At 51.9% G+C, this 14,132-nt stretch carries 12 protein-coding genes and 1 pseudogene; 7 read left to right on the plus strand and 6 right to left on the minus strand.

The annotated features are described in order from the left end of the window. Both CIK87_RS02555 and metG read right to left on the minus strand, forming a co-directional pair. Positions 1–701 (minus strand): annotated as a pseudogene (locus CIK87_RS02555) (hypothetical protein); the annotation flags it as partial. Positions 702–954: 253 nt separating this feature from the next. Continuing rightward, on the minus strand, positions 955–3,021 hold the full coding sequence (metG, locus tag CIK87_RS02560) for a methionine--tRNA ligase (protein ID WP_094385192.1): 2,067 nt from the start codon (positions 3,019–3,021) through the stop codon (positions 955–957). Positions 3,022–3,077: 56 nt separating this feature from the next. On the opposite strand from metG, the gene CIK87_RS13880 reads away from it, so the two are divergent. After that, on the plus strand, positions 3,078–3,521 hold the full coding sequence (locus tag CIK87_RS13880; RefSeq protein ID WP_144008075.1) for a hypothetical protein: 444 nt from the start codon (positions 3,078–3,080) through the stop codon (positions 3,519–3,521). A 139-nt stretch (positions 3,522–3,660) separates the two neighbouring features. After that, on the plus strand, positions 3,661–4,848 hold the full coding sequence (locus tag CIK87_RS02570) for a hypothetical protein (protein WP_094385197.1): 1,188 nt from the start codon (positions 3,661–3,663) through the stop codon (positions 4,846–4,848). A 563-nt stretch (positions 4,849–5,411) separates the two neighbouring features. Here the strand turns inward: CIK87_RS02570 and CIK87_RS02575 are convergent. The 4 genes from CIK87_RS02575 to CIK87_RS02590 all read right to left on the minus strand — a co-directional run bounded on the left by CIK87_RS02575 (position 5,412) and on the right by CIK87_RS02590 (position 10,495). Continuing rightward, on the minus strand, positions 5,412–6,452 hold the full coding sequence (locus tag CIK87_RS02575; RefSeq protein WP_094385199.1) for a PKD domain-containing protein: 1,041 nt from the start codon (positions 6,450–6,452) through the stop codon (positions 5,412–5,414). Next, positions 6,415–6,732 (minus strand): hypothetical protein, encoded by a 318-nt coding sequence (locus CIK87_RS02580; RefSeq protein WP_094385201.1) that lies wholly within the window; start codon positions 6,730–6,732, stop codon positions 6,415–6,417. Before CIK87_RS02580 ends, CIK87_RS02575 begins: the two co-directional genes overlap by 38 nt. A gap of 6 nt (positions 6,733–6,738) precedes the next feature. Continuing rightward, positions 6,739–7,758: a hypothetical protein gene (locus CIK87_RS02585; protein ID WP_094385203.1), complete on the minus strand. Its 1,020-nt coding sequence runs from the start codon at positions 7,756–7,758 to the stop codon at positions 6,739–6,741. Positions 7,759–7,858: 100 nt separating this feature from the next. Further along, positions 7,859–10,495, minus strand: a complete 2,637-nt coding sequence (locus tag CIK87_RS02590) for a leucine-rich repeat domain-containing protein (protein WP_158216181.1) — start codon at positions 10,493–10,495, stop codon at positions 7,859–7,861. A gap of 298 nt (positions 10,496–10,793) precedes the next feature. Here CIK87_RS02590 and CIK87_RS02595 point away from each other — a divergent pair, with 298 nt between their 5' ends. The 5 genes from CIK87_RS02595 (at position 10,794) to CIK87_RS02620 (ending at position 13,795) form a co-directional block, all read left to right on the plus strand. Further along, complete coding sequence (locus CIK87_RS02595; protein ID WP_144008076.1) at positions 10,794–11,210, plus strand: hypothetical protein; 417 nt, start codon at positions 10,794–10,796, stop codon at positions 11,208–11,210. A gap of 36 nt (positions 11,211–11,246) precedes the next feature. Continuing rightward, complete coding sequence (locus CIK87_RS02600; RefSeq protein ID WP_094385209.1) at positions 11,247–11,684, plus strand: hypothetical protein; 438 nt, start codon at positions 11,247–11,249, stop codon at positions 11,682–11,684. A 337-nt stretch (positions 11,685–12,021) separates the two neighbouring features. Further along, the gene (locus CIK87_RS02605) at positions 12,022–12,417 is read left to right on the plus strand and encodes a hypothetical protein (RefSeq protein ID WP_144008077.1); all 396 of its coding nucleotides are present in this window, start codon (positions 12,022–12,024) and stop codon (positions 12,415–12,417) included. A gap of 52 nt (positions 12,418–12,469) precedes the next feature. After that, positions 12,470–12,919 carry a hypothetical protein gene (locus CIK87_RS02610; RefSeq protein ID WP_094385214.1) on the plus strand — a complete coding sequence of 150 codons (450 nt, stop codon included), beginning with the start codon at positions 12,470–12,472 and terminating at the stop codon, positions 12,917–12,919. Positions 12,920–13,345: 426 nt separating this feature from the next. Next, on the plus strand, positions 13,346–13,795 hold the full coding sequence (locus CIK87_RS02620) for a DNA-binding protein (protein ID WP_022310575.1): 450 nt from the start codon (positions 13,346–13,348) through the stop codon (positions 13,793–13,795). Positions 13,796–14,132: the final 337 nt, after the last annotated feature.

Genomic DNA, 14,132 nt, shown 5'->3' on the forward strand with positions numbered 1-14,132 from the left:
GGGGCGGGGGCGCGGTCGTCGTAGACGGGGCGTACAAGGATGCCGCGCGCGGGGAAGTCGCATGTGTCGATGCGGGGCTCTATCTTGCCTTTGGGGTTGTTGTTACACCAGAAGGAGATAATCTCGGCGGGGCCATAGCCATAGTTCATGACCTCGCTCGACCAATAGTAGCTCACCTTGCCTATATAGTATTTCTTCAGCTTGTTGTTGTCGCTATCCAGCCATCCGCCGTTGGTGAGGAAGATGTGGTTGCCGTTGGGGCCGGTCACCTTGATACACTTCCTGCCATTGACTCTGTCCCACTCAAACTTGCACTTCTCTATCAGTTCGGTCCAGTCTGCCTTGTTGGGCATGCGCCAGTGGCTGCGCAGAATGACTCTGGCGGCATCGTATTGGGGCAGAAGGATGTTGTCTTTGCCCACTCGCTCGGCCAGTTGGCTACTTATCTGGCTTCTGTATATGGTCTTGTTGGGGTCCAGCTTGGCTTGGATGGCAGGGGGATAGGCAGAGGCCTTGTAATCCTGCATCCATACTCCCTTGGGCTCACCCCATTGGAAGTAGTACTTGCTCTCCCCGTCGGCGCTGCCAAGGTCGGCATCGGCCCACTTGACCGACAGACCCAGGTCTACGGCCTTGATGTTCTGCGCCTGCAGCGCGATGGCTACCAGGGCAAGAAGTGTGGTGATGATGTATCTCTTCATCGTTGTGCGGATAGTGGATAGTTACTTTTGGGTTGGTATACAGTCTCTCCGGAGCAGCAACTGGAGCACCGGGGCGGCGGCTGACGGCTGGCGGGGTGAACACACTGGCGGCTGGCAGGGCTGACAGGGCGGGGCTGATCGGCGCTGGGGCTCTGCTCATGACCCGTATGCTCGCGCCAAGGTAAGCGAAAAGCCTCATGAGCCTTAGACTTCCCGAGGGAATGAAAGGCACATGAGGCTCTACAGTCTATATTTATCCTACCTGGCTTCCAGGCTTGACATCCTTGGATGTGGTGGTCACAGAGAGTGTGCCGTCGTAGTTGACAGCCGAGAGTATCATGCCCTGGCTTTCCTCGCCCATCATCTTGCGTGGCGCGAAGTTGGCTACAAACAACACCTGCTTGCCCACGAGCTCCTGTGGGTCTTCATAGTAGGCAGCGATGCCGCTGAGGATGGTGCGGCCGTCCTTGGTGCCGTCGTCGATGTGGAACTTGAGCAGCTTCTTCGACTTCTTCACCTTCTCGCACGAGGTGACGAGACCCACGCGGATGTCCAGCTTCTCAAAGGTGTCGAAGTCCACGGTGTCCTTGATAGGCTCGGGCTCATAGTTGGCAGCCTCGTTGGCCTTCTTGGTGTTCTCGAGCTTGAGCAGCTGAGCGTCGATGACGCTGTCTTCCAGCTTCTCGAAGAGCAGCGAAGCCTCTCCCAGCTGTGTGCCGGCGGCGAGGATGTCCATGCTGCCCAGCTGTTCCCACTCGAAGCTGTCCATATTGAGCATGGCGCGCAGCTTCTTGGAAGAGAACGGCAGGAAAGGCTCGAAGGCGATGGCGAGGTTGGCGCAGAGCTGCAAGCACACGTAGAGGATGGTCTCCACACGCTTGGAGTCGGTCTTCCACACCTTCCAGGGCTCACACTCGGTGATATAGCGGTTGCCGATACGCGCCAGGTTCATGGCCTCTTTCTGCGCGTCGCGGAACTTGAAGCCGTCGAGCAGCTCCTCGACCTTGGCCTTGACGTCCTTGAACTCGGCGATAGTCTGTCGGTCAACCTCGGTCAGCTCGCCACAGGCGGGAACCACGCCGCCCCAGTATTTCTTGGTGAGCTGCAGCGCGCGGTTGACAAAGTTGCCATAGATGGCCACCAGCTCAGAGTTGTTGCGCTCCTGGAAGTCCTTCCAGGTGAAGTTGTTGTCCTTGGTCTCGGGAGCATTGGCTGTGAGGACATAGCGGAGCACGTCCTGCTTGCCGGGGAAATCGACGAGATACTCGTGGAGCCACACCGCCCAGTTGCGCGAGGTGGAAATCTTGTCGTTCTCCAGGTTGAGGAACTCATTGGCAGGCACGTTGTCGGGCAGGATATATCCGCCGTGGGCCTTGAGCATGGTGGGGAAGATGAGGCAGTGGAACACGATGTTGTCCTTGCCGATGAAGTGGATGAGGCGGGTATCGTCGTCCTTCCACCACTTCTCCCAGTTGCCCCAGCGGGCCGGGTCGCTGTCGCAGAGCTCCTTGGTGTTGGAGATATAGCCGATGGGCGCGTCGAACCACACGTAGAGCACCTTGCCATCGGCACCCTCTACGGGCACGGGGATACCCCAGTCCAGGTCGCGGGTCATCGCGCGTGGCTGCAAGTCCATGTCGAGCCACGACTTGCACTGTCCATACACATTGGGACGCCACTCCTTGTGTCCCTCCAGTATCCAGTCCTTGAGCCACTGCTGATAGTCGCCCAGCGGGAGATACCAGTTCTTGGTGGGACGCTTCACGAGGCCGTGGCCAGGGTTGTTCTTGTTGGTGGGATTGATAAGCTCCTCGGGCGAGAGCGTGGCTCCGCACTTCTCGCACTGGTCACCGTAGGCACCCTCGGCACCACAGCGCGGACAGGTGCCCACGATATTGCGGTCGGTGAGGAACTCGCCGGTCACCTCGTCACAGTACTGCTCCTCGGTGATCTCTTCGAGCTTGCCGTCGTCATAGAGCTTGCGGAAGAAGTCGGATGCAAACTTGTGGTGTATCTTGCTGGTGGTGCGGCTGTAGATGTCGAACGAGATGCCGAACTCTGCAAACGAGTCCTTGATGAGCTTGTGATAGCGGTCTACCACCTCCTGCACGCTGATGCCCTCCTTGCGGGCACGTATGGTCACGGGTACGCCGTGCTCGTCGCTTCCGCCGATGAATATCACATCCTTTTTCTTCAGTCTGAGATATCTTACATAGATGTCGGCAGGCACATATACGCCGGCGAGATGGCCGATATGCACACCGCCGTTGGCGTAAGGAAGCGCCGCAGTCACGGTAGTACGCTTGAAATTCTTCTCCATATTTGTTGTGATTGTATTTATTTTGGTGCAAAGTTACAAAATTATTATTAAGTAATGTGTTTGTTTACAAACAATTGCACCCCGCCGCTGCAATTATTTGCGCTGTCGCCACCCTCACGATTGCCCCCGCCGCCGCCCCCATCCCCATTCCATCGCCCATGACTCCGACCAAGATAGCCCCCGCTGGCAATAAGCCCGAGTCCGCTACCGCCATGCCAGAGGCCACAGCCATCTTGTCAGCGACCATCCCCATCTCACCCGAGCCCAAGCCCATCTCGCCCGAGCCCACAGTAAAGTTGGGTTCGTGGCACGAAATAGTGATTGCCAAGCCTGCAATAATGACTGCAAGCCCCGCAATCACTATTTCCCACCCCGCAATCAGAATAAACACCATCTCCACCCATGCCGCAAGGGTCTCAGCCTTTGCTGCATGGGTGGAGATGGTGATGAAGGTAATGGCTGTGGCACCGCTATCGGCTTATGTATATCCTTTGTCTTAACAAATTCGAGCTATCTTTACAATATCGTTGCATAGAAATCGTTAGTTAAAGAAAGGAGTATTTAATAACTGTGACAGATGTGGCAGCTATGCTTTGTAGACGCCGTAATATAGAATGATGAACAAATAACGATACATATATGACCAAAGAAGAGTTGATGGATTGGGGCAAGGCGACCATTAAAGTTTATAATGGCATTGCTGACGAGTTGGGCAGAAATAATGTCCCTGCTTTCTATTCACAATCGGACCTAAACAATATTGTTGGCACCGACTCCGTTGATGTTTTGATAGCCGGCATCAATCCTGGCTCTGGTGGTAATTATGAAGACATGATAGCCAATCCCAACTGGGGCATTGACCCTCAACGTGGAATGACCGCCGAGCAATTGGTATCGGGTAATTTCTGCAAGAACCCTAAACATGGGAATTGCACAAGCTGGAGCCTGCATTACACATGGAATTATTTCAGAAATCTTAAAATCTATTTCAGTGGTTTAGGTCATCCCAATGTTCTGGATGATGAAAGCAGATTTGTTATGGCTAATGCTACATTCTTCAATACAGCAACAGCTGCGGAATTAAACCGATCTTTATTGACCCAGACCTTTCCTCAGACATTGGAACTGATAAGACTATGCAATCCCAAGATGATTGTTTTTCTAAGTGGAAAAGATGCCTTTAGCCGATTGGCTTCTATAAATGTTGCCGGCTTCTCATTTAGATACGACAAGGACAATAATCCCGTTTTGGGTCGCATCCTTATGGGCGAGTTTAATGACATCCCCTGTTATGGCGTCCCTCATCCTGCCGCTTACTTGACCAAGGAAGAAAAGGCACTAATAGCCAGGTTCTTTGCGTATGTATATAAAAAAGACATAGACCATATCAATATCGGCGAATTAAGAGACTTTTGTGCTAAAGAAAATCAGGCATATCACAATAAGCATGAGGTTAAACGTGAAAGAAAGGACAAATTGGATTACTGCCAGATAGAGCAAGCTGTCCTTGGCAAACTATCGTCTTATATCTATGCGCATGGAACGAGAATCAGAAAGAACGAAAATGCGCAATACGGTATAACTATAGCCAAAAGCCATTTGTACATACGCCAGGCTTATGAAGACAAATATAAGACGCCTCAATATAATCCCAATGATGACAAGGTTGCAGGTATGTTGGGAGAGAGAGGTTACGCAAAAGACCATGTCTGGCTTGGAAAGAAGCACCTTTCTGAATTTGGCAAATCAGAAGAGGAGATAATACATAATGTAATCGTCGAGATAGTAACTCTTTTCGATTTACTTGACCACTCTGCATCATTTTAATACCCTATTAAAACGATGCAAAACGCATTAAAACGAACTGACATTGAATGAGTTTTTTTTGAATAATATGCAAAGATAGTACGTTGACAAGGATTATGCCGGCGGCGACAATAGCGAGGCTGCCGGCGGCAGCGAACGGTGGCGCAGCCTACGCCTTGCCAGTCGCAGCCTTACTAAAATGTATCGTTTCATCATCATGCCGCAAAATTACCACTTCCGCGCAAGCACAGGAAACAATCACAATTAGAACCCTATCATCCAGCATTAAAGATTTCTAATCGACGGCAGGCAACGGGAAACCTGGCATCCACCCCTTCACCATCTCCATGTTTCCTGGACGGGTGGGGGACGACCGGTAGACAGCCATGTGGCAGCCCTTATATATAATAATAGGTGTAAGGGTGAATGAGGTAAAGATGGCGGGGGTGATGTAGGATATGTCTTAGTGCCGCAGTGGCAATGCGGAAAAGAGAAAGAGCTGGAGTCCTCTTGCGAGAATTCCAGCCCTAATCATGGTTATGTCAGCGGCGGTCAGGCGGCAGATGCCAATCTGCTATTTTTCTTTATTTCCACATAATCTTGCGACTGGTGCCGTCGGTATAGCGCACGATGTAAATCTGGTGGCTTTCGGGAGTGGTCACTTGTTGGCCGCAGAGGTTATAGATGGCCTTTATTTCATGCTTGGTGGAGCCAGAGGCTACAGTGTTGTCTATGCCGTTGGCTACAGATGTGTAGTTGACCACTGGGCCCATCGCCATAGAGCAATAGCCTGAGACGTTGGCTATCCATCGGTCCGAATACTGTGCCAGATCCCATGTGGCGCAGAGTCCTCCCTGGTTGCGGGTCACGCAGTAGAGGGCTATCTGGTCCTCATAGCTGCTGACACCCTGATAAGGGAATGGACCAATGGCCACGAAGAAAGGCTTGCCTTTTGCGAGGGCTACAGGTTCGGCAAACTCGAAGGTGGTCTGTACGTATTCGGAGGCATTGCTCTTGAGCTCGCTTGCTTTGAGCGATGTCTTGGCGAGCACCTTGCCAGGTCCGCCGTCGGCAGCCATATCGTATATCGCCAGCTCGATGGCGGCGTCGGGCTCGCGGGTCTTGGTTGAGGCGAAGTAGGCGTCGACGGTCTTCACTGTAGCATCGGCCAATGGTGCAGGATATTTCTCGGCAAAGCGGTCGAGGCCGAACATATTGCTGCCGGCATAGAAACCAAAGCTGTCGTAGCTGATGGGTTTGAGATTGTCTATCTCCTGCTCGGTGATGTTCCATATCATCATTTCGCCGCCAACCTGCAGGCACTCCGCCTTGTATGCCTGATTGGAGCCGTTGGCATTGGCAGTGGTGAGAGTCACATCATAGCGACCTTCCTTGGTAAAGGTAACGGTGGGGTTCTGCTCGGTGCTGGTCAATGTCTCGCTGTCGCTGGTGAACTTCCATTCCCAAGAGGTGGGCGCCCCCTCGCTCTTGTCGGCGAACTGTACGGGTACTCCGGCGGGAACAAATGCCATGTCGGCTGCAGTGGTGTAGGTGTCGGAGGTGATGGCAAAGGCTGAGGTGGGTGCCTTACCGATGATTTCGACAAACTGCTTGATTTCCTTCACATCCTTCTCGCTCTTGCGACTTATGGTAAGGGTGACGTCGTAGATGCCCTCTTTGGGGGTAAGTCACTGTGACGCTGTTGCCGGCATACTCGTTGTTCTCGCTGCCAGGGAGCGTCCATATCGTCTTGGTGGGCTCGCCCTGGCAACGGCTGATGAAGGTGATAGGCTCGTCGACGGAGGCTGTGATGCGTGTGGCAGCCTCGGGGTTGTCGCGTACCAGACGGAAGGCGTCGATGGCCAGGTTCTCACCGTCAAAGTTGTAGTTGAGCACTATCTGCACTTTGTGTCAAGCATAGGCGGCGAGGTCTATGTCTATCTTCTTCCACTGCATGATGTCGTCGGAGACAAAGTTGTTTTCCAACGTCCAGCGATAGATGTTAAACAGGGTGGTTGTCTGTCCTGTGGTAAAATCGGTAACGTCAATCGTCCATGGCGCCCAGTTCAAATTTTTGGTCTTGAAGTAAGCGTAGAATTCCAGACGTTGCCCCTCTTTGATGTCGAAAACGGGCGAGGTGAGCGGTGCGGCGCCGTCTCCGGCTGCGTAGGTAATGGCGATTGATTTCTTGTCGCCGTCTCTGACCTCGCCGAACTTCATATCGTCTATGTGCCACTCGCTGGGTACCGTCCAGTCGGCGAGGTCCTTGCTGGACTCGAAATACTGGGCGTAGTCTGCCATCACCGACTTGTCGGTAGTGAAGTCGGCCTTGAGCGGCATGCTGATGGTGAAGTCGGCTTCTATCACGGGGCTTTTGGTGCCTCTGCCGCGCGTCATCACATAGAGCTTGCAGGAGCGGTCGATACGGATGGTTCCAGTCTGCCCAGTTATCATGTAACTGGTGTTGGTGTCGCTGTTCTTGAACTCTTCGGCGCTCTTGGCCACGGTGGAGTACCATATCTCCGTGGCGGCAGCGTCATCGGTGGTGACCTGTACCTCTACGGCGTGGTCAAAGGTGCCGCCCATAGGAGTCATCTCGGGAATCTTGAGCGGCGAGCGGGGAATGATGCCTACCTCGAGGGTGGCTGTGCCGGGGCGGTATTCGTCGTTGCCGGCAAACGAGGCGGTCACAGTCACCGTGGTGGTGGTCTCGACGAGTGCCGTGCTTATCTTACCACTCTCATCCACCTGGCAGATGGACTTGTCTGATGAGGTGTAGACGATGGGCATCAGTCCGTGGGGGTTACGCAATGGGGCTTCGAGAGCCGTGCCGGCGAGGATGCCGACAGAAGAACTGTAGAACGAGAGCTCGGGGTCTTTGCGTGTGTCTTCATCGGCAAATGCAGAAAGACCGGTGAAGATAAAGGCCATGAGGAGTAAGAGGGTCTGTTTTATAATTGTTGTTGAGTTAAAGTGAAAAAGGATGCGCCACAACTTGAGTGACGCATCCTTTGATGTATTGTTGGTTGGTTTATCTCTTGACAAACTTCATGCTTACACCGTTCTTTCTTACGATGTAGATGCCAGGAGCCAGATTGCTTTCAGACACCTTGACACCGTTCAGGGTGTAGATGCCGTCGGCAACCTTGGATGTATGTCCTGCTTCGATATTGCCGATGCCATCAACGGTGCCTTCTACGATATTGGTGAAATACTCCCAGTAGGACGCGCCCCTGTAGTTGTCGACTGAGCCAGCAGGAACATGCACTGTACATGTGGGATAGATGCCGTCTTCGAAAGTACCATAGTTGGCTGTTGGTGCCTTTTCTCTCTTGGCGAAGATGTGGGCCAGCTTCTTGCAGCCTTTGAATACGTCGCCGTCGATGTAGGTCACTGTTGTGGGGAGGGTCACCTTGGTAAGTTCGAAGCAGTCTCTGAAGGCGTTGGTTCTGATACGGGTCACACCTTCGGGGATGACGATGTCCTTCAGGGCATGGCAGCCAGAGAATACATTGGATCCGAGTTCTGGCTTGGAGAAGCTCTCATACTTCAGAGCGGCAGGCAGCACGACGTGCTCAAGAGACACGCAAGCCTCGAAAGCATAGTTACCGATGCGGGTGATGTTGTCGGGGATAGTCAGAGTGCCCTTGAGGTTGTAGCAAGAACCGAAGGCTCCACCCTCGATGGCTGTAGCTGTAGCGGGGAATACGAAAGACTCCAGCTTGCAGTGGTCAAACATATACTCGCTGATGATATTGGCGGTAGTAGTGAACTCGAGATTGGTGGTAGAGTTTTTGTAGTAGCTGTCTCCACCTGCCACAATGTTGGCACCAGAGAGGTCGAGGCTGACGAGCTTGCCCGATGTCTCAACATTCATCTTGTCACGTCCAGCCATCTCGCGGAGGCAGAGAATGTCGGAACTGTTGATGTCGCCAGTAACCTTGATTTCGGTCAGGTTGAACTTGTCTGCGCCTACGAGAGTAGACAGGGTGCCGGCGGTCTTGACATCGATGGTCTTGACACCAGTCTCGGGAGTGGTGGTGCCGCCCTCTTCCTTGATTTCCTTGAAGAGACTCCAGTCGGTATCGGCCTTATACATATCTGCACAGCCTGCGGGCACATAGAGAGTGATGTTTCGCTGGTCGATGCCGTTGAATGGCTGATAGCCCTTGTTGGGCAGAGTGGTAGCAGCGATATGTATCTCGGTAACTGATGAACAGCCGCTGAACATGCCGAAGCTCAGTTCGGTAACAGTAGCGGGGATGGTTATCTTGGTCAGTGCAGTACAGTTGGCGAGTACTGAGCCGGCAATCTTTGTTACTTTGGGGAAGTCGAAAGTGACGAGTGACGAGCAGCCTTCGAATGCGTTGTCGCCCACCTCGGTAACCTCTTCGGGGATGGTGATGGCGGTCAGCTTGTTGGACTGCTTGAACGACTCGCTCTTGATGGCGCGCAGCGACTTGGGCAGCTTGATTTCCTTCAGTGTGGTCATCTCAAAGCAGTGGCTCTGCACGGTGTTCTCTGCAGCGGCAGCCTTGTTCCACTTGTCTTTCTCATAGAAGTTGCCACCTCCGGCTACGAAGTTGGCGTCGGTCAGGTCGAGTATTTCGAGCTTGCCGCTGGTGGGGTCGCTCTTGATGTCGCGGCCAGCCATCTCGCGGATGTAGAGCAGGTCGTCGCCGTTGATGTCGCCCTTGATGGTAAGCGAAGTGATGGTGAGTTTCTCAGCTGCATCGATGGTCGTAGAGAGTGTGCCAGCTGCGGTGAGTTCTACAGAGCGTACTACCTCGGTAGTACCGGGCTCTCCAGGATTGACGGTGGGATCATACTCTGACTCCTTCTTTACTTCCTTGAACAATTTGCAGTTATAGTCGTCCTGATACTTCTTCAGACTCTCGTCGGGTACATACAGGGTGATGTCACTCTGGGTGATGCCGCTGAAGGCAGAATAATTTATCGAGGGAACGTTGGCAGCAGCGATGTGAATCTCGGTGAGAGCAGAGCAGTTCTTGAAGATGTAGCCCTTGAGGTCGGTCACTGTCTCGGGGATGACAACCTTGGTCAGAGCGGTACAGCCAGAAAGAACGTAGGCAGAAACTATCTTGACCTTGGGGAACTCGAATGATTTGAGTGAGGTGCATCCGCTGAAAGCGCTGGCGCCAACCTCTGTCACATCCTTGGAGAAGGTAACACTGGTAAGAGCGGCGCACTTCTCGAAGGCACTGTCCTTAATCTTGGTAACAGAGTTGGGCAGTTTTACCTCTTTTAATATGGTACCGGCAAAGCAGTAGGAGCCTACAGTGGCATCGGCGGGTGAGCCCTTCTCGGTGAAGCTCTTGTCGTAGTAGTCTCCGCCGCCAGCCACAAAGTTGGCTTCGGTCAGGTCGAGCACTTCGAGTTTGCCTTCGGTGGCTACGCCCTTCTTGTCACTGCCAGCCATCTCGCGGAGAAACAGTATGTCGGCTCCGTTGAGGTCGCCCTTGACGACAAGTGAGGTTGTGGTAAACTTCTGGTCAGAGGTGACCAGTGTGTTGAGGGTTCCAGCAGTAGTCACATTGACGGTTACTGGAGTCTGTTCGCCTGCTTTGGCCTGGGCAAACGCATCGGTAGGTGCAACAGCGAGAATGCTGGCTGCCACCATACCCAAAAGGTGTGAATTGTGTTGCATAAGCATGTATTATGTAAGTTAATTATCTCTCTCCGTGGTTAACATACCTCTTAGTCAGGGTGCATAGCATAGATACAGGATGGCTCAGAAGGCGTGTTGTAACATTAATTTGCCACAAAGGTAATGGATATATTTATAATATGTATCGTTTTTTCCTTATTTTTTTTGAGTGGCGCAATATTTTTCATGATTTTTCCAACGTTTACGCATTATTTGTGTATCTTTGCGCCGAAAAATGCCCGTTTTTGGGCACTTGCCTGCAACAAAGATGCAAGATTATTCATTAAAACTCATCTATATGAAAAAACATCTACTTACGTTGGTATTAATCACATTGGTATCATTGACAGCCAATGCGCAGACCGTCTACGAGTCGCTCAAGGGGCAGCCCGTGCATGTCGTTTCGGGCAACGGGACGATTGACCATTCTCTATCTGCAGCTCAGATTTCCGTGGCGGCACCTATGTGCAAGGCTGAGGGCGAGGGCGGTACAAAGGTTCCGTTGGAGTATCTCTTCGTCAATGGCGCCGATGTTCCCTTTGGCGCCGACGGCTTCCCCGAAGCTCCTGGCTCTAATGCGGTCTTTGGTCGTATCACCGCCGATAAACTCAAACCCTATGCCGATTATAGCATTGTGGGTATCGCATTTATAGTGGCTTCAGACTTGGGCTCCGTTCCCAGTATCATAGCGATGGAGCGCCGTACTGATGGATAACATACTGTAGCTGGTGGAAACATCGAGAGTTATGATGTGACCAATGCTACCAATGGCATCGTGCTCAATGAGGTGGGATGTACACAGACTTATGTCATTCCCAAGGAGCCCAAGGACATTCTCTTCGGATATGGTTATACCCAGTCGGCCACTGGTACTAATGCCGACAAACCTATCTTCCTGGGCAAGACCACTGATACGGCCAACGGATATCTGGTACTGGGTACCCTCAATGCAGCCTATGGTCGTGGCATCTATACGGTGAGTAGCGCCAAGTTCCCTTATGCCGCTTGCGTGCAACTCATCCTCTCTAATGGCAGCACGACAGAAATCGTGGGTGTTGACGGCAAGCGCGACGTCAAAGTTGTAGAACGCTATACTCCCGACGGGCGGCGAGTCTCTGCCCCTGTGAACGGCATCAATATAGAAAAACTAAGCGACGGCACTACGCGTAAGGTGTTTGTGCAGAAGTAAAGCTATACGGATAAAGGCCCCGAAGAACGCGACACTGATGGTCGTATCTTCGGGGTTTATTGTGTCCATACTTGTTCTCCATGTCTTTCTGTTGATGTCATCGGAAGGTCGGTAGACAGCCACATGGCCACCCCTATATATAATAATAGGTGTGAAGGTGATGGGTGGGCGTACATGGCGCATCGCTTTCTCCATATTTCTTTGTATAATCGCAATAAATCTCTTATTTCTACCCATGTTTACTGATGATTTGTGTACCTTTGCGCCGTCAAAAGTGTGTTTGGGGGGTATGTTTATGAGACAACCATGCACAAGTATACATAAAAAGTTAGTCTATATGAAAAGAAATTTACTCACGTTAGTATTCATTACATTGGTATCGTTGACAGCCGGAGCGCAGACCGTTTGCAAGTCGCACAAAGAGCTGCCCAAAAGGATTGATTCGGAGATAGTGGACATCGACCCCGCGCTATTTAAGACTCAGCGTATCCAGTCGGCACCAGTATGCAAGGCCATGGATGATGGTAGCTATCTGTCCAAGCAGAAACATCTCTTTGTCAAGGGTGCCGACTCTCGGTATATAGATGTAGGCATCGGAAATAACTTGTCAGCCGAGGTCATGGGACGCCTCACTCCCGAGATGCTCAAGCCCTATGCCGGTTACAAGATAGTGGGTATATCATTCGCGGTGGGTTCGACCTTGGGTAATTCCCCCCTACGTCGTAGCCTATGAATCATACGGATATGGGTACGAATTGATAGGAGAATCAATTGTCAAGGACTATATGACAGAACCTCTGTCCTACGTGTTCAACGAGGTGGAATGTACATGGAATTATGTCATTCCTAAGGAGCCCGGACATATAATCTTCGGATATACGTTTAAGCCGATAAATTTTAGTCCTATTGAAAATAATCCTACTAATGATAACGATGTCACAGTGGGTCTTACCGTTGATACGGCCAACGGCTTTCTGGTTTGGGGTGAGTTGATAAAAGACGAAGGCTATAAGCTATATCGGTTAAGCTCTAACGAGCTTCCATATGCCGCTTGCGTGCAACTCATTCTCTCCAATGGCAGCACGACAGAAATCGTGGGCGTCGACGGCAAGCGCGATGTCAAAGTCGTAGAGCGCTATACTCCCGACGGGCGGCGTGTCTCTGCTCCCGTGAGCGGAATCAATATAGAAAAACTAAGTGACGGCACTACGCGCAAGGTGTTTGTGCAGAAGTAAAGCCATACGGATAAAGGCCCCGAAGAACGCGACTCTGATAGTCGTATCTTCGGGGTTTATTGTGTCTATCCTTGTGCTTCCCGTCTTTAGGTTGGTGTCATCGGATGATGGTCTCCTGTCAGCCCCTATATATAATAATAGGTGTAATGGTGGCCCAGATGGGGGTGAAAGCGGTCGTGACGGCGGTGGAGATGGCGACGGGCTCGGAAGGGGTGTACTACAGGGCGTTAGAGATGACTGTGGCGATGGCGTTAACTAAAGTTGGCAGGAATGGCGGTGGCTGTTAACAGAATTTTGCAGGTTATGGCGTGCGCAGATTTGGTATCGACGAAGTGCGTGACTACCTTTGCATTGTCAAAAGTACCGGAACGGATGACAACAAGCGAACACACAAACACAATGTCAAACTAACAAAAATCAATCATTATGTTGAAGTACAAATTGTATCAAGACAATCGCAGCAATGCGCAGCACAAGGGCAACTGGTATGCCCACATGAATCTCGACGGCACTATGGGCCTTGACGAATTGGCCGCTCACATGTCTGACCATGGCACCCCTTACTCCAAAGGTGTAATCTGCGGTGTGCTGAACGATATGGTGGGATGTATCAAGGAACTTGTGCTCGAGGGCAATGCCGTGAAGCTCGACAACCTTGCCATCTTCTCGGTAGGAATTGAGAGCAAGCCTGCCAACACCAAGGAGGAATTTAATGCCCGCACCCATATCACCGGTTACAAGTTGCGGGCGCGAGCCACTGGTGGCAGTATCAATGCCCGATTGAGCCAACTTGCATCCATCAATCAGATGGGCGAGTACAGCCATGACGAGGCAGAGACGGCAGAGAACAGCCAGGACGCCAATAACGGCGAATGATGACACAGGAGGCGACGCTGCCGGCCCTGCATCATGGATGACATAGGAAGAGAGGCAGACTAACCTCACTGAGACCCAAGAGTCCCCGAGGAAGGCGAAGGATGAGAATCCTACCCTGACTCGGGGATTTTTGTTGTCCTCCCTTACCGTCGCCGCGACAAGCCGGCTGATGACGATGAGAGTCTTGGAAGGAATGGCGACCGGAGATGGGCGCAACAGGATGATGGCTGTCGTTGGCGCGACTTTTTGCAGCCGGACAGCAAATTATAACACAATTTTTTTGAGACTTCGGATAAATATCACTACTTTTGCGGTCATGATGAAGATGTATCGTATC

It is taken from the genome of Prevotella sp. P5-64 (assembly GCF_002251285.1).
Taxonomy (GTDB): domain Bacteria; phylum Bacteroidota; class Bacteroidia; order Bacteroidales; family Bacteroidaceae; genus Prevotella.